The organism is Staphylococcus lloydii, from assembly GCF_015775975.1.
Taxonomy (GTDB): domain Bacteria; phylum Bacillota; class Bacilli; order Staphylococcales; family Staphylococcaceae; genus Staphylococcus; species Staphylococcus lloydii.
Genome location: NZ_CP064056.1, coordinates 327570 through 349048, shown reverse-complemented (window position 1 = coordinate 349048; position 21479 = coordinate 327570). Strand labels below are relative to the sequence as shown.

14 protein-coding genes and 1 riboswitch are annotated in these 21479 nt (G+C 35.3%); of the genes, 12 read left to right on the top strand and 2 right to left on the bottom strand.

Translation table 11 applies throughout. The features are described from left to right. Positions 1-12: 12 nt before the first annotated feature. Complete coding sequence (locus tag ISP08_RS01520; RefSeq protein WP_195719099.1) at positions 13-765, bottom strand: 3-oxoacyl-ACP reductase; 753 nt, start codon at positions 763-765, stop codon at positions 13-15. A 152-nt stretch (positions 766-917) separates the two neighbouring features. Then, positions 918-1021, bottom strand: a riboswitch (TPP riboswitch). A gap of 256 nt (positions 1022-1277) precedes the next feature. Between ISP08_RS01520 and fadX the strand changes: the two genes are divergently transcribed. The 5 genes from fadX (at position 1278) to ISP08_RS01495 (ending at position 9186) form a co-directional block, all read left to right on the top strand. After that, the gene (gene fadX / locus ISP08_RS01515) at positions 1278-2846 is read left to right on the top strand and encodes a fatty acid degradation protein FadX (RefSeq protein ID WP_195719098.1); all 1569 of its coding nucleotides are present in this window, start codon (positions 1278-1280) and stop codon (positions 2844-2846) included. Positions 2847-2869: 23 nt separating this feature from the next. Further along, positions 2870-4393 carry a long-chain-fatty-acid--CoA ligase FadD gene (gene fadD / locus ISP08_RS01510; protein ID WP_195719097.1) on the top strand — a complete coding sequence of 508 codons (1524 nt, stop codon included), beginning with the start codon at positions 2870-2872 and terminating at the stop codon, positions 4391-4393. A gap of 81 nt (positions 4394-4474) precedes the next feature. After that, complete coding sequence (gene fadE / locus ISP08_RS01505; protein WP_048793723.1) at positions 4475-5680, top strand: acyl-CoA dehydrogenase FadE; 1206 nt, start codon at positions 4475-4477, stop codon at positions 5678-5680. Positions 5681-5714: 34 nt separating this feature from the next. After that, a complete protein-coding gene (fadB, locus tag ISP08_RS01500; RefSeq protein ID WP_195719096.1) occupies positions 5715-7970 on the top strand; it encodes a 3-hydroxyacyl-CoA dehydrogenase/crotonase FadB in 2256 nt (751 codons plus the stop codon). 31 nt (positions 7971-8001) lie between these two features. Next, entirely contained in the window at positions 8002-9186 is a 1185-nt protein-coding gene (locus tag ISP08_RS01495) for a thiolase family protein (RefSeq protein WP_195719095.1), read from the top strand. A 139-nt stretch (positions 9187-9325) separates the two neighbouring features. On the opposite strand, the gene ISP08_RS01490 is transcribed toward ISP08_RS01495, so the two are convergent. Continuing rightward, complete coding sequence (locus ISP08_RS01490; protein ID WP_195719094.1) at positions 9326-11317, bottom strand: catalase; 1992 nt, start codon at positions 11315-11317, stop codon at positions 9326-9328. Positions 11318-11632: 315 nt separating this feature from the next. Here ISP08_RS01490 and ISP08_RS01485 point away from each other — a divergent pair, with 315 nt between their 5' ends. From ISP08_RS01485 to ISP08_RS01455, 7 genes are all read left to right on the top strand, one after another. Continuing rightward, the gene (locus tag ISP08_RS01485; RefSeq protein WP_195719093.1) at positions 11633-13012 is read left to right on the top strand and encodes an amino acid permease; all 1380 of its coding nucleotides are present in this window, start codon (positions 11633-11635) and stop codon (positions 13010-13012) included. A 258-nt stretch (positions 13013-13270) separates the two neighbouring features. Beyond that, a complete protein-coding gene (ilvD, locus tag ISP08_RS01480) occupies positions 13271-14971 on the top strand; it encodes a dihydroxy-acid dehydratase (protein ID WP_195719092.1) in 1701 nt (566 codons plus the stop codon). A 176-nt stretch (positions 14972-15147) separates the two neighbouring features. Next, a complete protein-coding gene (locus ISP08_RS01475) occupies positions 15148-16803 on the top strand; it encodes a 5'-nucleotidase C-terminal domain-containing protein (RefSeq protein WP_195719091.1) in 1656 nt (551 codons plus the stop codon). 305 nt (positions 16804-17108) lie between these two features. Next, positions 17109-18632 (top strand): DUF6583 family protein, encoded by a 1524-nt coding sequence (locus ISP08_RS01470; RefSeq protein WP_195719090.1) that lies wholly within the window; start codon positions 17109-17111, stop codon positions 18630-18632. A gap of 24 nt (positions 18633-18656) precedes the next feature. Next, entirely contained in the window at positions 18657-19823 is a 1167-nt protein-coding gene (locus ISP08_RS01465; RefSeq protein WP_195719089.1) for an ABC transporter permease, read from the top strand. Continuing rightward, entirely contained in the window at positions 19820-20743 is a 924-nt protein-coding gene (locus ISP08_RS01460; RefSeq protein ID WP_195719088.1) for an ABC transporter permease, read from the top strand. Before ISP08_RS01465 ends, ISP08_RS01460 begins: the two co-directional genes overlap by 4 nt. 10 nt (positions 20744-20753) lie before the next feature. Further along, positions 20754-21434 carry an ABC transporter ATP-binding protein gene (locus ISP08_RS01455; protein WP_195719087.1) on the top strand — a complete coding sequence of 227 codons (681 nt, stop codon included), beginning with the start codon at positions 20754-20756 and terminating at the stop codon, positions 21432-21434. Positions 21435-21479 lie beyond the last annotated feature (45 nt).

Below are 21479 nucleotides of genomic sequence, written 5' to 3'. Positions count from 1 at the left end.
TATCACTATGTTTTAATTCATTGTTAAGCCACCGTCGACAGTGTAATTTTGTCCAGTGATACCACGTGCATCATCTGAAGCTAAAAAGGCCACCATATTCGCAACATGTTGCGGTGTCGTCACTTGGCGTAACGGTGTCGTTTGCGCAATAATATCAAACACTTCTGGCGTTGTAGCAGCGCTTGCATCAGTCGTTTTTAATAATCCTCCTGAAACCACATTTGCTGTAATACCATATTGACCTAATTCAGCCGCAATATTACGTGTAAAACCAATTAATCCAGCTTTTGCCGTCGTATATTGGTGATAAGGTACGACTGGGTTTTGATATAGATTTGTTCCTATACTAATAATGCTACCTTGCTGACGTTCTTTAAATTGAGGCACGACACTTTGGGTAACATTAAAAGCAGCTTTTAACGTCCCGTCTATTTGCTGCTGGTAATCTTCCCATACTAATTCTGTAAATGATTGTTGGGCAGTAGGATCGAATTTAAAGTCTACTAATGCATTGTTTACTATCACATCAATGCGCCCAAAATTTTTAGTCCCTTGTGCAATCATTTTATCTACCGCTTCACGTTGCGTCACATCACCTTGAATGGCAATTGCGTTATCAGAACCCAATTCATCTACTAAATCTTGAGCCGCCTGTTCACTATGACAGTAATTAATAATTACCTTCTGACCTTGTGCTACTAATGTTTTCACAATCGTTGCACCTAAACCTCTACTACTCCCCGTCACTAAAATTACTTTCGACATAATATTTCACTCCTATAGTTAGATTTATAATTAAAAATTGCCACGTGAACGTGTCTATGTAGTGTCAAAACAACAAAAACGCGACCTCCAATTATGGAAGCCGCGTCAAAAATACATCTTAATATATAATAAAGCGTCAGCGCTTAAATTATAGTTTGACGAACACACTTCCCTACGCTAGTTCCAACTAGATCAGGTTCAAAGGGTTTGAGGAAATCCTCATCTCAGTGCAAAAATGACACCCCTAGTGGTTATTTAATTATTACTTTAAATGTATGTGCTTCATTACATAATGTCAAGTTGCCTCCTTCAAACCTCCTCCAACAACAATAAATTTACAATATAACTGATTTTTTATACTTTTATTAAAACAAAACTCTTTAAATTATAAGTTTTTATTATTATGAACTATTAAAACTTTTACATCATTTTTACACTATGGTATATTCTATGTAAGGGCTTACATATTCGAAAGGAGGCAGTCTTCCTATGAGAACTTGTGATGTTATGCAATGAAAATTATTACAGCAAAAGAACTAAAAACTTTAGTGAAAAGTCATGACACCATTGCCCTTTCAGCATTGTCAGTAGGTAATTTACCAGTAGAAATATTAAAACACCTGATTGACTATTATGACGAAACGCAACAATTAGATAATTTAACAATAATGGTTGCTAATGATATTAGTGACTACGCTGGAGATGGTGTCGATTTAGACGCATTTATTAAACGTAAAATGGTAAAGCGTTTAATATTAAGCATTATAATAGCTTCACCCGCTACAATCTCAGCAATAAAAAATAGTGAAGTAGAAGCCTACTTTTTACCCCAAGGCGTTATGACTACGAATTATCGTAATCAAACTTTTGCCAACCCAGGTACAATAACAACGATAGGCTTACATACAACGGTGGATCCTAGATATACAGGTGGCAAAGCAAATGTTCGAACGAGTGAGGACTTAGTACAATTAACGAAAGTAAATGGTAAGGAATACCTACTCTACCAATTTCCTGAAGTTGATGTAGTCCTGTTACGAGGAACTTACGCAGATCGACAAGGTAACATTTATATGGATCATGAAGCACATCTTAGCGAAGCATATAGTGTTGCACTAGCTGCACATAGAAACAACGGCAAAGTGATTGTACAAGTTAAAGCTGTTGTTGAAGATGGTAGCTTTAAACCAACAGATGTATTTATACCAAGTGCCCTAGTTGACTACGTTATGGTAAACGACAATCCACGTTACCATAAACAAGTTGTTCAAACTTATTATGACCCTGCATTGTCTGGACATTATAAAGTATTAGATATGCCTGGTCCCTACATTAAAATGAGTTCACGTAAAGTCATCTTACGACGGGCAGCACAATTTTTAACACAAGGTGATATGGTTAGCATTGGATTTGGTATAAACAATGAATTATCTAATTTATTAGTTGAAGAAGGTGTACGTGATTTAGTACATCTCAATATCGATACAGGCGTCTTTGATGGTTATATCGGTAGTAATGACTATTTGAGTATGCACTACAATTTAAGTGCACGTATGCGTCACGAAATGACATGGGATTTTATTTATAATGGTGGGCTAGACATTGCATATTTGAGTTTTGCTGAAATAGACCAACATGGCAATGTAAATGTCTCTTCTTATGGCAATAAATTAAATGGCTGCGGTGGCTTTATAGACATAAGCCAAACTGTTGATACCATTGTTTTTTCTGGCTCATTAGTTGTCGGGGGTCAACTAGATTGTGTACATAATAAATTAGTAATCAACGAAGATGGTAAGGCTACTAAATTTGTAGACGAAGTACGCAACGTAGATTTTAATGCCGAATACGCACTATCCAAAGCTCAGACTGTTTATTATGTGACTGAGCGCGCGGTATTCCAACTTACAAATTCAGGTTTGAAGTTAATCGAAATCGCACCAGGTGTAGACATAGAAAGAGATATATTAGCGAATATGTCATTTAAACCTATTGTTCCTGACGACATAGGTTTAATGGATGCTAGTATGTTTCAAGAACATTGGGGTAATTTACACAAAACGTTAGGGAGCAATAGTTAACCGATTACAAGGGGGTACAAACTATGAATTTCGATTGGATTAAGACAAGAGCTATATTTGAAGAAGAGAAACCTGCAATTATTGACCCAGCTAAAGGCACTGAGTGGACATACCAACAATTAAATATCCGTGCAGAAAACTTGGCATCACATTTACGTGAACAAGGCACAGAGCGCGGTGACGTCATAGGTATTTTCGGACCAAATGACGTTGCGATTTTAGATTTATTATTCGCTTCTATAAAATTAGGCGCCGTATTTCTACCTATAAATTGGCGTTTAAATCCAGAAGAAATTTCAACCATCGTAGAAGATTCGGGCGTTAAAAAAATTTTTTACGAGACTAAACATCTATCATCTCTAACTAAAATAGATGAGTCACTATTATATATGGATATCAATTCTCAGGAATACGATAATATCGTAGATCCTTCTCATCATAATGTATTTGAAAGTGTTGAATTACAGGGGGACGATTTAGCATCGCTATTATATACAAGTGGTACAACTGGAGTTCCAAAAGGTGTTATGTTCTCGCATGATTCTTTTGTAAGTAACGGCATAAATTTAAACCATACACTACCAACTTATCCGACAGACGTTTCAATAGTCGCGTTACCACTGTTCCACGTATTTGGTTTTAATGATTTAACATTACCAGCATTGTTCAATGGTGGCACACTTGTGTTGCAACGCTATTTTAACGCTGAAGAACTCAATAATCTCATGATGGAATATAAACCAGACTATATGTTACTTATTCCAACAATGTTATATGCAATGCTTGTGGCAGATAATTTTAATCCTGAAGGCTACCAAAGTGTACGTTATTTAATACAAGGTGGTTCTCCACCACTGCCAGCAGTACAGGCAAAATTATTAAATATGAATATTGCACTTATTAATGGTTATGGTCTAACTGAGGCGCCTATTGTTTCTGTAAATACAGTAAGCAATTCAAAACTTAAGCCTAAATCAATCGGAAATCCTGTCATTTTCACTGAAGTACGTATCTTTGATGATGATTTTAACGAAGTAGCGACAGGTGAAATTGGTGAATTAGGCGTACGTGGCAAAAACGTTACGCCAGGTTATTGGAACAAGCCAGAAGCTACGGCAAAAAGTTTTCATGATAATTTCTTTTTAACTGGTGATCTGGCGACAATTGATGAAGATGGTGATGTATATATTGTTGACCGTAAGAAAGAGATGATTATTACCGGAGGGGAAAACGTACTACCATCAGAAGTTGAAGCGGTATTATCAGAGCATCCATTAGTCGCACAATGTGTCGTCGTAGGCTATACAAGTCCTAAATACGGCGAATCCGTATCGGCTGCAGTAGTTTTAACGGAAGCGGATGACAATTTTGAAGAGAAATTAGATGCCTTCGCACGTGAAAAACTAGGTGGCTATAAAGTGCCTAGAATGTATTTAAGTATTAATCATATGCCATTAAACTCAACATCCAAACCAGATAAACTCGCATTACAGCAACGTATGAATGAAAAAGCTGAGCAATTACATCAAGGTGATGAGTTGGCATAAATGCAACACCTACTTAAATACTATAAAAATTTTTACCTGTCTATGTAAGCGCTATCATAACAATTATTGGAGGTTTTATATATGTCCACAAAAACTGAAATATTAAAAGAATTATATCCAGAAGATACGTTAAATATCGCTAAAGAATTAACTGAAGGTGAAGTTAAATTTTTAAAACAGTTAGACGACATGTTAGAAAACAATTATCGTGATTCAATTAATGATCACTGGGCTAATGCCACAATTCCAGAAGGCTTCTTCGAAGAATTAGGCAAATTAGATTATTTTAATAATCCCCTACTCTTTGAAGGACGTGGCGATGCAAAGACTACAAGCCAAATGTTCCAATTTTTCTTATCTTATACAGTAGCAAGATTTGACGTCTCACTCGTTACTTTATTAGGCGTACACCAAGGCTTAGGCCATAATGCATTCTTATTTGGAGGTAGTAAAGAGCAAGTTGCTTATTATGTTCCAAAATTGCAATCTCATGAACTACGTACTTGTTTTGCATTAACTGAGCCAAACCACGGCTCTGACGTAGCAGGCGGTTTAGAAACTGTCGCAACAAAAGATGGAGATAAATGGGTTCTAAATGGTGAAAAGAAATGGATTGGTGGCGCACATTTATCAGACGTTATACCAGTATTCGCAGTTGATGCAGAAACTAAAAAGCCTAAATGTTTTATCGTTCGTCCAGAACAAGAAGGCGTAGAGATTGATATTCTTCAAAATAAGATCGCATTAAAAATTGTGCCTAACGCACATATTAAATTAACAAATGTCGTCGTTGAAGAACAAGAACGTCTACAAAATATTAATAGCTTCAAAGATGTGGCTAAAATACTTTATTCAACTCGTGCTGGTGTAGCATATATGTCTACTGGCGCTATGGCTGGAGCTTTACGTGCCACTTTAAAATACGTTAAAGAGCGTAAACAGTTCGGCAAAGAAATTAGTAAGTTCCAATTAATCCAAGAAAAATTAGCCATGATGCAAGGTAACTTATCACAAGCAATGGCTATGTCGGCACAACTTGCACGCATGCAAGCAAATGGCGAGTACGATGAAGTAGCAACTTCAACGGCTAAAATGATGAACTCATTACGCTTCAGAGAATCCGCTGCAATGGGTCGTGGCATCACAGGCGGTAACGGCATCTTAGCTGAATACGACATCGCAAGATTTTTCTCAGACGCAGAAGCAATTTACACATATGAAGGTACACACGAAGTGAATGCTTTAGTTATCGGTAGAGCTCTTACTGGCGACTCTGCATTTATCTAATATGACTAATTAATAATCACTTGGAGGTATTTATATGACTATACGCAAAGCAACAGTATTAGGTGCTGGCACAATGGGCAGTCAAATCGCTGCCCTATTCGTAAATGCTGGTTTGAAAGTAAAATTGTTAGATATCGTAATAGATGACAATGATCCAAACAAGATTTCTAAAAAAGCATATGAAACGATTACCAATAAAAAAAGACCGATGTTATTTAATTTAGATTATGCTTCGAATTTAACTTACGGTAACTTTCAAGAAGATTTAGCCCATGATGATGCAGACATTTATATCGAAGCAGTCAAAGAAGATGTAGACGTTAAACACCAAATATGGCAACAAGTGCAACAACATGCTAAAGAAGGCGCAATCTTTGCAACGAACACTTCTGGTATCCCTATTGAATCTATCGCGCAAGCGTTCAATGACGACACGAGACAAAGATTTTTAGGATTACATTTCTTTAATCCACCACGCATTATGAAATTAGCAGAAATTATTCCTAATGAGCATACAGAAAACGCCGTTATTGAGAGCGTTAAATCTTTTGCCGAAGACATATTAGGTAAAGGTACTGTCGTAGCAAATGACGTTGCAGGCTTTGTTGCCAATAGAGTCGGTACGCAATCTATGAATGATGTGATGTACAGAGCAGAGCAACAAGGTTTTTCTATTACAGAAGTCGATGCGCTAACTGGACGTGCTATCGGTAGACCTAATACGGGTACTTATGGACTTACTGATTTAGTTGGTCTTGATATAGCTCAAACAGTAACGGACGGTATGCGACGCGTGCCTGAAGAGCAACCCTATTTCAAGGAAGTTCAATTAAGTAAGAAACTTTTTGAAGCTGGCGCATTAGGTCGTAAAACAAAACAAGGTTTTTACAAGAAAGAAAATAAAAAACGACTCGTATTGGACCCTGAAAAAAATGAATATGTAGAACCACAACAGCCTACAATTGATATCTTAGGCCAATTCAATAAAGATTTAGCACACAATCTAGACGTTATTTTCAACGCTACAGACGATGCCGGTAAATTTTTATGGGAAACATTAAGAAATAATTTCTATTACGCGGCAATTAACGTTCCAAAAGCCGCAGCCGATTTTAAAGACATAGATCGTGCTATCGTTTGGGGCTTCAACTGGAAAAAAGGACCTTTCCAATTATGGGACTTAATGGGCTTTGACCGAGTTAAAGACCGCATTAAAGACGAAATTGGTGATTTACCTGATTGGGTCGACAAACAACAAGGTTCATTCTATGCTGAAAATGAATCTATTGAACGCGTAACTGATGTTTCTAACTTTATCGACAGCGAAGTTTGGGACAAAGAAGACTCAAATTTATCTGTAGCTAATAAAGATCAACTATTATTAAAACTACAAAGTAAAAATAACGTTATCACAAATGAATTTGTCGAAGATTTAAATGACGCTATAGATACATTGGAAAATGGTGATTACACAAGCATGGTTATTTATGCTGATGGCAATAACTTTAGCGTCGGTGCTAACTTATTTATGATGAAAAAGGCACACGAAGATGGTCTTGTAGAATCACAAGTTAAACCAGCAGTAGAAAGACTACATTATGTGTTTAGTCGTTTAAAATATGCGCTTAAGCCTATCGTCACTGCGACACAAGGTAAAACTTTAGGTGGCGGTTGCGAACTCGTTATGCATTCACCTTTCGTCGTAGCATATAGCGAAACATATATAGGCTTAGTCGAAACTGGCGTTGGCTTATTGCCAAGCGGTGGTGGACTTGCAGAAATAGCTACAAGAGTATTAAGTGCAGATCATCAAAACGATGATAAACAAGCTACAATGAGCAAAATTTTGATGAATATTGGCTTAGCCAAAGTAGCAACTAATGCACATGAGGCTGTCAGATATGGTTATTTAAAAGAGACAGATACAATCATAATGAATAAAGAAAAACGTATCGAAATCGCGCTCAAACGCGCACGTTATGAATCAGAAACAAATTACATGCCTGCACCAAAAGAAAACTTTATCGCCCTAGGTAAAGACTTTAAAGCATTGGCACAAGGCCAATTAGATGCACAACGCTTAGGTCACTTTATTAGTGATTACGATTATGAAATCACGCTTAAAATCGCAGACATCTTAGCTGGCGGTGATTTACCACGTAATACCTATGTGAACCAACGCTACTTACAAAATTTAGAAAAAGCTGGATTTGTTGAACTACTACAAAATAGTAAAACGTATGACAGAATTTCTCATATGTTAAAAACAGGCAAACCATTACGCAACTAATTATAAGTAAGAGAAGAGAGGATGAAGTGAAATGCGAGATGCATATATCGTAGCTTATGGTCGTTCGGCAGCAAGTAAGGCTAAGGGAGGTGCTATGTTTCATGAAAGACCAGATGAAGTGGCAGGACAAGTACTTAAAGGCGTACTTGAACGCGTAGATGGCCAATTTGATCCGAGTATGGTTGAAGACGTGATTGTCGGCAATGCCTTTCCTGAAGGCTTGCAAGGTCAAAACATTGCACGTACGATTGCCCTATTAGCTGGCATGCCAGATAGTGTACCTGGCCAAACAGTAAACCGCTATTGTTCATCCGGTTTACAAACAATAGCTACTGCAGCAAACCAAATTAAAGCTGGCCAAGGCGACATATTAGTGGCTGGCGGCATAGAATTGATGAGTGCGGTACCTATGGGCGGGAATGAACCAACGAATAATCCAATTTTACAAGATGAAGACCGTGGTGTGTCTTATCCAATGGGCTTTACAGCGGAAATGGTCGCAGAAACTTATAATGTTTCACGTGAAGACCAAGATGCTTACGCCGTTCAAAGTCATCAACGTGCAAAAGCAGCACAAGATGCGCATAAATTTGATGACGAAATTATACCTATTGAAGTTAATGACGTGAATTATAACAGCAACGGGCCAGTCGTATCCAAAGTTCAGTTTAAAACAGATGAAATGATTCGTCCTGATACTAATATAGAAGACTTATCACAATTACGTACAGTCTTTAAAGCGGACGGCACAGTAACTGCCGGAACTTCTGCACCATTAACAGATGGTAGTGGTTTCGTTGTACTTATGTCTGGTGATAAAGTTAAAGAATTAGGTGTGACACCTATTGCACGTTTCGTTGGGTTTAAAGCAGTCGGTGTTGATCCAAAACTTATGGGTATCGGCCCTGCTTACGCTATTCCAGAAGTATTGAAAGAAAGTGGTTTATCTATCGAAGATATTGACTTAACAGAATTAAATGAAGCCTTTGCTTCACAAACGCTTGCATCAATGAGAGAAACTGGACTAGACAAAGATAAAACAAACGTTAACGGAGGCGCTATCGCCTTAGGTCACCCATTAGGTGCTACTGGTGCGATGTTAACTAGTCGCTTACTAGCAGAAATGAAAAAACGTCCAGATACTAAATACGGTATGGTAACGATGTGTATCGGTGTCGGCATGGGTGCAGCAGGCATTTTCGAATACGTACGTTAAACTTTAATTTCTAAATAGCAACAAAGCCTAGCAGATTTGTGCTTATCTGCTAGGCTCTTTTTATATTCAACTGCTTATATTTGAATTGTCGCTCATAACAAAAAGAGAACTGAAATAAATCAGTTCTCAATGAATCAAATTATCTATCCCAATATCTTGCACGGCCAAATGCTTCAACAATCGTTTCAGGATTGTCTGAAATAAAGACACCTGGCGCATCTAGTTTTAATTTTGCTTCTTTTAATTGCTCTGCAGCCTGTTCATTAAACACTAATGGTTTGTTGTGTTTATAAGCCATTTCAGCAAATGATTCTGCATCTGGATTTAAGTCTGAACCGTCTGATAATACAATTAGACTATCAAATAATGTTGGATGTGCAGTTGCATAAGTTTCTGTAACGCCAAAGTCTTCATCAATATCTTTAGGTTGCTTACCTACAAATGCATAGTTTAATTTTTGTTGTGTGAATGTTTTGGCATAAGATTTTAACGTATCTTCTGAAATATCTCCATTTAATAAAACCGCAACTGAATGTCCAGCTAATGGAATATCAAATTTTTCCATAGTCAACTTACTATCTTTAGCATCAGAATCTACTTCTTCATTTTGCTCAGGTACTTTAACACCAACATTTTCAGCCACAGTTTCAGCTAGTTGTCTATCAACTTTGTTTAATTGGCTAACTGCATTTTCTTTTACCATGATAGATTTACACATGCCAATTTCGAATGAGAAGCCATCAACCATATGCTTATACTCAGCTTCAGTTAAACTATTTAAATATAACTTAGGTTGTGAGTAATAATCTTTGAAACTTTCGCTTCGTTTTCTAATCTTTCTACCTTCTACTTTTTCTTGATAATGTTCATAGCCACCTTCTTCTTTTGATGTCGTATGTGGCTCATTATCATTTAAAGCATTGTTGTGATATGCCGTTTGCCCTTTATGCACATGTTGTTGGTGCATTGCATCACGTTGATTATTGTGAACTTCATTGACTGGTCTATTGATAGGAATTTGATTAAAGTTTGGTCCACCAAGGCGTGAAATTTGAGTATCTGTATAGGAGAATAAACGCCCTTGCAATAATGGGTCGTTAGAGAAATCAATACCAGGTACAATGTGACCAGGATGGAACGCAGCTTGTTCAGTTTCATCGAACACATTGCTTACATTTTGATTTAAAGTCATTTTACCCACGCGTTGCACTGGCACTTGATCTTCTGGCCAAATCTTAGTCGGATCTAAAATATCAAAATCAAAATCAAATTCTTGGTCTGGCGTAATGATTTGTAAACCTAATTCCCATTCAGGATAATCGCCTTTTTCGATTGATTCATATAAATCTTTACGATGGAAGTCTACATCTTTACCATGTAGGATTTGTGCTTCATCCCATACAAGAGATTCTAAACCTTGCAATGGTTTCCAATGGAATTTAACGAAATAAGACTGTCCTTCGCTATTTACTAAGCGGAACGTGTGGATACCAAATCCTTCAATTTGTCTGAAGTTTTTCGGAATACCTCTATCACTCATCGCCCACATCGTTGTGTGCGTAGATTCTGGATTTTGTGCGAAGAAGTCCCAAAATGTATCGTGTGCAGAACCACCTTGAGGTACTTCATTGTGTGGTTCTGGTTTAACAGCATGGATTAAGTCTGGGAACTTAATTGCGTCTTGAATAAAGAATACTGGTATATCGTTACCTACAAGGTCAAATATACCTTCATCCGTATAAAATTTTGTGGCAAAACCACGTACGTCTCTTACTGTATCTGGAGAACCTTTTGACCCTTGAACAGTTGAGAATCTTACAAATACAGGTGTCGTTTTATCTGGATTTGTTAAAAAATCTGCATACGTATATTGTGATAAATCTTCATATACTTTGAATTCACCATGTGCGCCGAAACCACGTGCATGCACGATACGTTCTGGAATACGCTCATGGTCAAAATGCATTATTTTTTCTCTAAAACGAAAGTCCTCTAATAAACTAGGTCCGCGTTCACCAACAGTTAAAGTATTCTCATCTTCACTCACTTTAACGCCGTTATTTGTTGTCATGGCTTTACCGTCATTATTCTTTTCATCTTGTTTTAACTGATCGAGTTTTTTATTTGTCATAATAATCCTCCTTTCTATTTATAGATACCCCTTGTGTTTATGAAAAAACTGAAAAGTGTATTACATAATTGTGAAATTAATATATTGTAGCAATCATATTTCGTTTTCATATAAATTTAAGATTATAGATAAATAAAAATTACTTTATTTTCGATTTATTTATTAGTCGTATAAGTCACATTACTCACGGTTAATAACCTTTTCATTAAATTAATCAGCCCAAAGATATTTGAATTATTAAAAAAAGAGTGGCAGTATATAAAAAAACAAAGTATTATGAAAGCGCATACATTTTATAATTTAAGGGGTAAAGATATGGAAGATAAATTACAAAGAGCACTCAGTAATAGACATATTCAATTAATTGCGATTGGGGGCGCAATTGGTACCGGATTGTTTTTAGGTGCAGGTGAATCAATTCACCTCACTGGTCCATCAATATTATTCACGTACATGATTGTTGGCTTAGCATTATTTTTATTCATGCGTGCGATGGGAGAAATGTTGCTATCCGACACAAAGTTTAATTCATTTGCTGATATTACTAATGAATTTGTTGGACCGTTAGCAGGATTTATTACAGGTTGGTCTTATTGGTTAACTTGGATTGTTTCTGGCATGGCAGAAGTTACGGCTGTTGCTAAATATGTATCCTTTTGGTTCCCAGACATTCCAAACTGGTTAACTGCATTAGCTTGTGTGTTATTATTAATGTCATTTAATTTAACGAGTGCTAAATTATTTGGTGAATTAGAATTTTGGTTCTCAATTATTAAAGTACTTACAATATTAGCGCTAATCGTTATTGGTATTATCCTAGTTATTATGGCGTATAAAACACCATATGGTACTTCAAGTTTTACAAATATTTATAGTCATGGTGGCATGTTCCCTCATGGCATATCTGGTTTCTTAATGTCTTTCCAAATGGCTATTTTTTCATTTTTAGGTATTGAGATGATCGGTATTACTGCAGCTGAAACGAAGAATCCACATAAAACGATACCACAAGCAATTAACAACGTACCTATTAGAATATTATTATTTTATGTTGGGGCGATTGCAGTCATTATTTCAGTTATACCATGGAATCATTTAAGTCCAGATGATAGTCCTTTCGTTAAAGTGTTTGGTCTAGCAAGCATACCTTTTGCTGCCGGAATTATTAATTTCGTCGTTTTAACTGCAGCTGCATCGGCTTGTAATAGTGGTATTTTTGCGAATAGCCGTACATTGTTTGGTTTAGCTGATAGAAAACAGGCACCACCTAAATTTCAAGCAACCAATCGTAGAGGTATTCCAGTTATCGCTATTTTAATCACATGTGGTATGTTATCAATTTCAGTAATACTCAATTACGTTATCCCTAATGCCACAACGGTATTTGTTTATATTTCTACCGTTTCAACAGTATTAAGTATATTCATCTGGACATTGATTACAATTGCCTATTATAGATATACAAAAAAGCGCCCTGAAGAGCATAAGAATAGTAAGTTTAAATTGCCAGGTGGTCGTGTAACATCCATTATTATTATCATATTCTTTATCTTTATCTTTGGTATATTATTGGTTAATCCAGATACACGTACAGCGGTTTACTTTACACCAGTATGGTTAATTATTTTGTCACTGATGTATCTCAAATACTCTAGAGAAAAAGCAAAAGAATATCATGAACAAAACAAGTATTAATTAAATTAACGACCACACACGATTTAACAGTGTGGTCGTCTTTTTATTCTATTTTTTACTTTGCCCCCTATTATCATTCATTTAAAAGTTTATAACATTCGATATAGGTTATATATTATAAATAACTTTCTAAGATGATATATATAAATCGCCTATTACCTTAACAAACTTATGTATGTTATCATGGCTCAATATTATATATAAAATTTGATCACCTCAGATATGCAAAAGTAGTTTATTTTACTAGGAGGTAATATTATGAGTTGGGAGAAAAATGACACTAACGAGGGAAAAGATTTACGTATTAAGAGTAAGGTGATTAGCGAAGGTGTCAATCGTACACCGAACCGTTCTTATTTACGTTCACTCGGTTTTGAAGACGAAGATTTTCAAAAACCGATGATTGGTGTTGCAAGTACTTGGAGTGAAGTGACACCTTGTAACGTACATATCGATGGTTTGGCTCGTGCTACAAAAAGAGGCATAAGTGAAACAGGTGCCAATCCGTTAATATTTAATACCATTACTGTTTCTGACGGTATTTCAATGGGTACTGATGGCATGCGATTTTCATTACCAAGCCGAGAATTAATCGCGGATTCTATCGAATCAGTTGTAAGTGCTGAAAATTTAGATGGCGTGGTCGCCATTGGTGGTTGTGACAAAAACATGCCAGGATGCATGATTGGGATAGCACGTCTCAACTTACCTGCCGTTTTCGTTTATGGTGGTACAGTATTACCTGGGAAATTAGATGGCAAAGACTTAGACGCGGTTTCAGCATTCGAAGGCGTTGGCCAATATAACAATGGTGAAATTGATGACAAACAATTGCATAAAGTTGAGTGTAACGCATGTCCAGGTGCAGGTTCATGTGGCGGCATGTTCACTGCCAATACGATGTCTTCGGCAATCGAAGCTATGGGTATGAGTCTGCCAGGCAGTGCTTCTCATCCAGCTGTATCTGCAGACAAAGCTAAAGACAGTCGTGCTGCAGGTAAAGCCGTTTATAACTTACTAGAAAAAGGAATTTATCCTAAAGATATTATGACGAAAGAAGCATTTGAAAATGCGATTACTGTTGCGATGGCACTTGGTGGTTCAACGAATGCTATTTTACATTTATTAGCAATTGCCCACACTATCGAAGTAGATTTAACTTTAGATGATTTTGAAAAAATTCGTCAACGTGTCCCTCACATTGCGGATTTACGTCCTAGCGGTAAATATGTAATGTCTCATCTTAATGATGTAGGCGGCGTACCTGGCGTGATGAAATTATTATTAGATAAAGGTTTAATTCATGGAGATTGCTTAACAGTTACAGGTAAGACTGTCGCTGAAAACTTAGCCGAAGAAGACGCACTCTCGGATGATCAAGAAATCATAAACTTTGACGAGCCTAAACACCCTACCGGCCCACTCGTTATTTTAAAAGGTAATTTAGCGCCAGAAGGTGCTGTAGCTAAAATTTCAGGACTTAGCGAAACATATATTAAAGGTCCAGCAAAAGTATTCGATACTGAAGACGCTGCAACTAAAGCGATTTTAAATAATAAAATCAAACCTGGTGATATTGTCGTAATAAGATATGCAGGTCCTAAAGGCGGACCAGGTATGCCTGAAATGTTATCTGCTTCATCTATACTTGTTGGTAAAGGTTTAGGCGAGTCTGTAGGTCTATTAACAGATGGTCGTTTCTCTGGTGGTTCACACGGATTAGTTATTGGCCATGCCGCACCAGAAGCACAAGTTGGCGGACCAATGGCATTATTAGAAGAAGATGACACGATTACGATAGACGCTGAAAATCGTGAAATCACATTCGATGTTTCTGATGAAGAACTTGAACGTCGTAAAGCCAACTGGACTCAACCGCAACTAAAAGTATCACGTGGTACTTTATACAAATATGCAAAACTTGTATCTTCAGCCTCAAAAGGTGCTATTACAGATTAATATGCCATAGACATCACTGTCTTACTACAAACGTTACTATGCAAAAGTTCTACTTTTGGTAGTAACGTTTTTTTATAACTATGACACTTCAAAAAGTTTTCAATTTTATGTTAGTTATGCGTTATTTAGTGAATGTATTAAACTATAAAGTTCTATTTGAATTGGAGGTTTTAGTTATGCAGAAAATAATCGGAGCCCTTCTGGGCTTATTACTATGTTGTACGATCATTTCGACAGGGGCATTTGCAGCTGCAAAGCAACAATCACACCACTCTAAAAAGACGACTTCACAACATACTATCTTACATACGAATGATATTCACGGCAGAATGGTTGAAGAAAAAGGTTCTATCATTGGCATGGCCAAACTTAAAACTTTAAAAGATCAACAGCATCCAGACCTTATGTTAGATGCTGGTGATGCCTTCCAAGGTTTGCCCGTTTCCAATAATTCTAAAGGTGAAGAAATGGCAAAAGCTATGAATAGCGTCGGTTATGATGCGATGACTTTAGGTAACCATGAATTTGATTTTGGTTACAAACAATTATTACATTTGAAGAAGCAATTAAACTTCCCTATTATTTCGTCAAATGTTTATAAAAATGGTAAGCGCCCTTTTAAACCGTCTACGGTTATTAAAAAAAATGGTGTGCGTTACGGTATCGTAGCAGTTACTACGCCTGAAACAAAAGTTAAGACAAGACCCGATAGTATTAAAGGCGTTAAATTTGCCGATCCAGTAAACAGTGCTGAAAAAGAAGCGAAGAAGCTACATAACAAAGCTGACGTCATTGTCGTACTCTCTCATTTAGGTGTAGATCCAGTGACTAAGAAATCTTGGCGTGGCGACAATTTAGCACAACAATTGAATGCCAAAAAATCAATCAAGCAACCTGTTATTGTCATAGATGGACATTCTCACACTGTTTTAGACAAAGGTGAAAAATTCGGCAAAGGGATTTTAGCACAGACAGGAACCGCGCTAGAGAACGTAGGCGCTATCACATTTAATTATTCACAAAATAAAGTGAGCCATTTAGCCGCTAAAATGATTAACGTTAAAGACGTAAGTAAACTTAAAGGTAATCAAACAATCGCACATCAAGTTAATAGCGCGAACAAGAAATTCTTAAAACAGACTTCAAAAGTCGTAAGAGCACATAATAATGTTAAATTTGAAGGCGATAAAAACATCGCAAGAACTAAAGAAACAAATTTAGGTAATTTAATTACAGATGCTATGGAAAGTTATGGTAATAAAGAATTTAAACATAAACCAGATTTTGCCGTAACAAATGGTGGTGGCATCAGAGCATCAATCGATAAAGGCAAAGTGACACAGAATAATATTATCACCGTCTTACCATTTGGTAATACTATTACCCAGATAAGCGTTAAAGGTAGCGACGTTGAAAAAGCATTTGAACATAGTTTAAGCTCACCTACTAAAACGGAAAATCATAAAAAAGTATTAACGCCTAATGGTGGTTTCTTACAAGCTTCCAAATCTATTCGTGTTACTTATAATTTAAATAAAGCAAAACAACATCGCGTCACTTCAATTAAAGTATTAGATAAAAAATCAGGTCACTTTAAAAAATTAGATCCAGACAAAAAATATTACGTCGCAACTAACGACTTCACCGCTAACAAAGGCGACGGTTATAAAATGTTTGGTGGTAAAAGAGAAGAAGGTATTTCTTTAGATGAAGTCGTAGCTAAATACTTCAAACAAGCGAAATTAAAACAATATGACACAAGCGAGCCACAACGCGTTAAAGAACAGAAATCAGAAAAAGAAAAATCCAACCAAAAAGATGAAGCAGCATAACAAAATTCAAATCATCACAACCCTATTGTTATTAAACATAGGGTTGTTTTTTTATACCAAACAATAGTTATTATAAAAAATATAAATTACTCTTTTTATTACAAAGTATACCGCAACCATTTTTTTAATAACTTTAAAGTTTTTTCACTTTCAATGAATCTTAATTTAATACAAAAAATATTTTTTTATAATTATGCCTTTGTTTTTATTTTCAAAAATTAATTAAAAAACAAAATTTTCTATTACATTTTACATTAATTGTGCTATTATGTGTACAAGCAACTAAACTGGGGAGGTAGACGACAATGTCTAAATTAGTGAAAATTATAATTGCTGCGGTTATTGCATTGCTGCTTATTGTAGGAATTGGGGGCGCAATAACATACTATTTAGTGAAGAATACGCCTAAGAACACCTACTTGTTGAGTGAACAAGAAACAGCCAAGAAACTTCAAGATTATGGGAAAGATCGCTTTAAGAATGAATTTAAGTTTCAAGATAAGTTGAAAGATAGTGCCTACTTAGTAAACATGAATCTCAGTGCAGATGTACCAGAAAAATTATTGAAATCTTCTGACATTACAAAATCTACTGTTGATTCATCAAAAATAAACTTAAAAGTGGGACACGACCCTGATAAAGATAAATCACTGTTAGCCTTGAATCCAACAATTGCTGATAACGAAATCGGCAAATTCCAATGGGCCGCTGATAGTAAAAACCAATATTTTGAAGCACCTATTTTGGATGATAGTTACAAAGCAAAAAATAGTGAACTTGTAGATGTTTATAAAAAAATTACAGGCGATTCACCTTCATCGTCTAGTTACTCAAGTTCATCAAAATATTCAAGCGGTCAAAACAATATCACAAACGATAGCTTAAACTTAAATACTATTTTGTCTAGTGCTCAAATTTCTAATGACGACGTAAAAGATATTGGGAATCATTACAGTAAATTTATCGTTGATAAATTAGATAAAGACAATTTCAAAAAAGATAATGCGAAAGTTACTGTAGATGGTAAAAAAGAAGATGTTAAGAAAGTTACGATGAAATTAAGCCGTGGCGAAACGAAAAAATTAACGGTAGCTGTCTTGAAAGAAGCAAAAAAAGATGGTGACATTAAGAAAATTGCTAAAGATAAATTCCAAAACAAATCATATAAGCAATCTATCAACAAAGCATTAAAAGATGCTAAAAAAGCCGACTCAGATAAATATCCGAAAATCACTTCTACAATTTGGGAAAAAGACAATCAAATTTTAAAACGTGACCTATTACTTAAGGGACAATATGGTTCAGACGTCAAAGTTACAGGTACAAGCCGCATTAGTGATGATAAACTATTTGTAGACTACAAAGTAAAACAACGACAAGATACATTTAGCATTAAAGGTAACTCTAAGAAACATGGCGATAACTATACAGACAAATATACATTAGGTTCAAAAAATAGCTACAAATCAGATGCTATTGTTATTTCCAATAAAGAAAAACAAAATGGTGATAACCGTACTGACAAAGGTGATATCAAGAAGAAATCAAAATATGATTCTGCTTCAGTAAAATACAATAATGTATTAAACAGTGATCCAAAAAATAATACACAAAAACAAAAACTTGATATTACAACTGATGTCGAAGACGAACCAGTTACATTTACATTAGATGGTAATGTTAAACTTAAAAAACCAATTAACTTCAGTACTTCAGGTGCTAAAGACTTAAATACTATGTCTGACTCTGATTACAAAAAAGCACAAAAAGCAATTTCTAAAAATACTGGCGATTTAGTAAAAAAATTACAAAAAGACATTAAAAAATAATTAACTATCTAAAGGAGTGATTAAATGAAAACATTACAATTGTTTCGCATTTATCACTCCTTTTTATTAAAAAAATGGTATTTATTACTTTATATCGCAGTAATCATTATCGCCCTTTTATCAACATTACTTATTATTCAACATGTTAAGCAACAAGATGCTAAATTTAATATTGGCATTGTTGATGAAGATCATTCCAAAGAAACAAAACTAATATTAAACTCTATGGGTAATGGTAAAAACTTAAGCAAAGATATTCGGTTAAAGCAATATAATAAGCACCAAGCACACCGACTATTACAACAGCAAAAACTTGAAGGCTATTATGTTTTTGAACCCGGTATGACGCAAGCTTTTTACCATAGTGGTAAGCTGCCAATTACCGTGTATACATACGATACACAATCTACAAAAAGTATTGCTATTCATCAGTTAACCGATTCTGTTTATAGTAGATTAATGCAAGCAATGGGTGGAGGTCTAGCCTACACTAGCCTTACACCACATGCGACTAAACACCAAACTTTTATCTTACTAACAGATTTATTATTTACAGGCTTAAATCGTACAGGTTCTTTCGATTATCATCCTTTAAAGCTCTACGATACCGGTAGTTATTACGTTATTACTGGGTACTTGATTTCAATTTTCATCGTCTTTTTATCGCTATTTTCTATATTAAAAATGAATCAAGACACTGCGCTTAAAAACAGGTTAAGCATGTTTCACTTTTCATTTGAAAAATTAACTTTAATTCGCAGCCTATTTAGTCTTAGTTATACGATAATTTGGACTGTTATTGGCTATTTGTGGATTTTGCACAGTTTACCTCATACATTTGAAAGTTATAATTGGCCGACAGTCGTCATTCACTTAACCTATTACGTCAGCATGATTACAATATGGTTAACAATTATCGAATTAATTAGCTTCGGTTGGCTTAATTATCTGTTTAAAATGATATTAACGTTATTTATCGTATTATGTTCAGGCATGACTGTGCCAACGATATATTTCAAACATTTATTTGGCGGTTTATTTATTGCACAACCGTTCAGTTTAGTGACGAATCAAATGTTAGAAATTACTCTAAATAACTTTATTTTAGATACTTCACCTGTATTTTATAGTAGTCTTATAATTTCTATTATTTTGCTCGCTATAACCCTCGTTTGGAGGTATCGTCGATGATGAAATCATATGTATATCTCGTAGTTATAAAACAATGGAAACACTATTTAGCATTAATTGGCATCTTACTGTGCGTGGCATTTATTATTTGGGTCGTTCAACAAAACTTAAATAAAACTTTACGTATCCCCGTCGCAGTACAAGATATGAGTAACAGCCCACAATCAAAAGAACTCGTTAATAAATTACGTCATCATGATATTATTCAACTGGAAAAAATACCGAAAGACGATGGTTATATTGATGAACGTGTATCCAAAAAAGAAGCCGTCGTTAGTATGAAAATACCAAAGGATTATGCGACTAAACTTACTCATAATCATTTACAACATTCAATTAACTTATACGCCCGAGATGATTTTATTGGCAGTATTGCCCTGGAAATAATTAGCAAATCCATATATGAACAACAAATACCGAATATCGTTAAAAAGCATACTAAGTCAGCGCATAAAAACTACACCCTGACGACTATCAAACAACGTGTAACGGATAAGACTCCTTCTTCCAAAATAGGTTATCAAGCATTAAAGCATACATCTAATCACTCTATATCCGTAAGCGTCATTTTTGCTTTATTACTATGTGTGAGTACAATTCAAATCATCCTACATCAACGATTGAAACAAAATGCAGCATTAAATCGTTTAGCGCTCTTTCGATATAGCAAGGCTAAATTGTACTTAACCTATATTTGTACCCATACATTACTCTTAATGTGCTTTTTAGGAATCATTGCTTTACTTATGCAGCAACAACTTAGCTTTATATTTTATTTACGCTCATTATTAATTATTATAATTTTCGAATGTGGCATAGCTTGGTTACTATTCAAAGTTAACACCTTGAGCCATCGACTTTTTATGTCACTAATATACGGCGTGACGATTGCTATAATCTATATCTTTTTACAATTTTAGGAGTGACTCTATGATTGAACTTACGAATATTAATAAAAGTTTTCGCAATTTGCATATTTTCAACAATCTGAATATGACTTTTAACGATAAACAGTTAACGGTATTACTCGGTGAAAATGGTGCAGGTAAATCAACCTTACTCCGATTAATCGCCACGTTAGAAAACCCTAATAGTGGTACGATTCAATACTTTGGCGAACATTTGAATAAACAAAGTGTACGTCATTTAATCGGTTATATACCTCAAGATATTGCTTTATTCGAACATATGACTGTGAACGAAAACATTAATTGCTTTAAAGCATTATCCAAAAATCCAATTTCTGACTCAACCATAGACAATTATGCGCAACAACTTAATTTAACTGAAAGAGAGTCAATAGTAGCTAACTTATCCGGTGGCACTAAACGCAAAGTAAATGTGTTAATTGGTTTATTGAGCAACCCTAAAGTACTTATTTTAGATGAACCGACGGTAGGTATTGATTTGAAATCACGTTATGATATTCATCATTTACTTAACAATATGAAATCACAACGTCTTATTATTCTAACGACGCATCATTTAGATGAGGTAGAAGCGCTTGCTGATAATATTAAAGTTATTGGTAGCGATCCTTTTTATCGTGAAGTATTAAAAGAGAAAAATTGGTCATTCGAAGTGTATGATAATACACAAGAAGCACATTAAAATAGCCTAGCAGATGTTGTTATCTGTTAGACTATTTTTTCTTAT

What these genes read in the sequence shown, in the direction of transcription:
- fadB (WP_195719096.1), top strand. Translation starts at nt 5,715, where the DNA reads ATGACTATACGCAAAGCAACAGTATTAGGTGCTGGCACAATGGGCAGT.
- ISP08_RS01460 (WP_195719088.1), top strand. Translation starts at nt 19,820, where the DNA reads ATGATGAAATCATATGTATATCTCGTAGTTATAAAACAATGGAAACAC.
- ISP08_RS01495 (WP_195719095.1), top strand. Translation starts at nt 8,002, where the DNA reads ATGCGAGATGCATATATCGTAGCTTATGGTCGTTCGGCAGCAAGTAAG.
- ISP08_RS01455 (WP_195719087.1), top strand. Translation starts at nt 20,754, where the DNA reads ATGATTGAACTTACGAATATTAATAAAAGTTTTCGCAATTTGCATATT.
- ISP08_RS01465 (WP_195719089.1), top strand. Translation starts at nt 18,657, where the DNA reads ATGAAAACATTACAATTGTTTCGCATTTATCACTCCTTTTTATTAAAA.
- ISP08_RS01475 (WP_195719091.1), top strand. Translation starts at nt 15,148, where the DNA reads ATGCAGAAAATAATCGGAGCCCTTCTGGGCTTATTACTATGTTGTACG.
- ilvD (WP_195719092.1), top strand. Translation starts at nt 13,271, where the DNA reads ATGAGTTGGGAGAAAAATGACACTAACGAGGGAAAAGATTTACGTATT.
- fadE (WP_048793723.1), top strand. Translation starts at nt 4,475, where the DNA reads ATGTCCACAAAAACTGAAATATTAAAAGAATTATATCCAGAAGATACG.
- ISP08_RS01490 (WP_195719094.1), bottom strand. Translation starts at nt 11,317, where the DNA reads ATGACAAATAAAAAACTCGATCAGTTAAAACAAGATGAAAAGAATAAT.
- ISP08_RS01520 (WP_195719099.1), bottom strand. Translation starts at nt 765, where the DNA reads ATGTCGAAAGTAATTTTAGTGACGGGGAGTAGTAGAGGTTTAGGTGCA.
- ISP08_RS01485 (WP_195719093.1), top strand. Translation starts at nt 11,633, where the DNA reads ATGGAAGATAAATTACAAAGAGCACTCAGTAATAGACATATTCAATTA.
- ISP08_RS01470 (WP_195719090.1), top strand. Translation starts at nt 17,109, where the DNA reads ATGTCTAAATTAGTGAAAATTATAATTGCTGCGGTTATTGCATTGCTG.
- fadX (WP_195719098.1), top strand. Translation starts at nt 1,278, where the DNA reads ATGAAAATTATTACAGCAAAAGAACTAAAAACTTTAGTGAAAAGTCAT.
- fadD (WP_195719097.1), top strand. Translation starts at nt 2,870, where the DNA reads ATGAATTTCGATTGGATTAAGACAAGAGCTATATTTGAAGAAGAGAAA.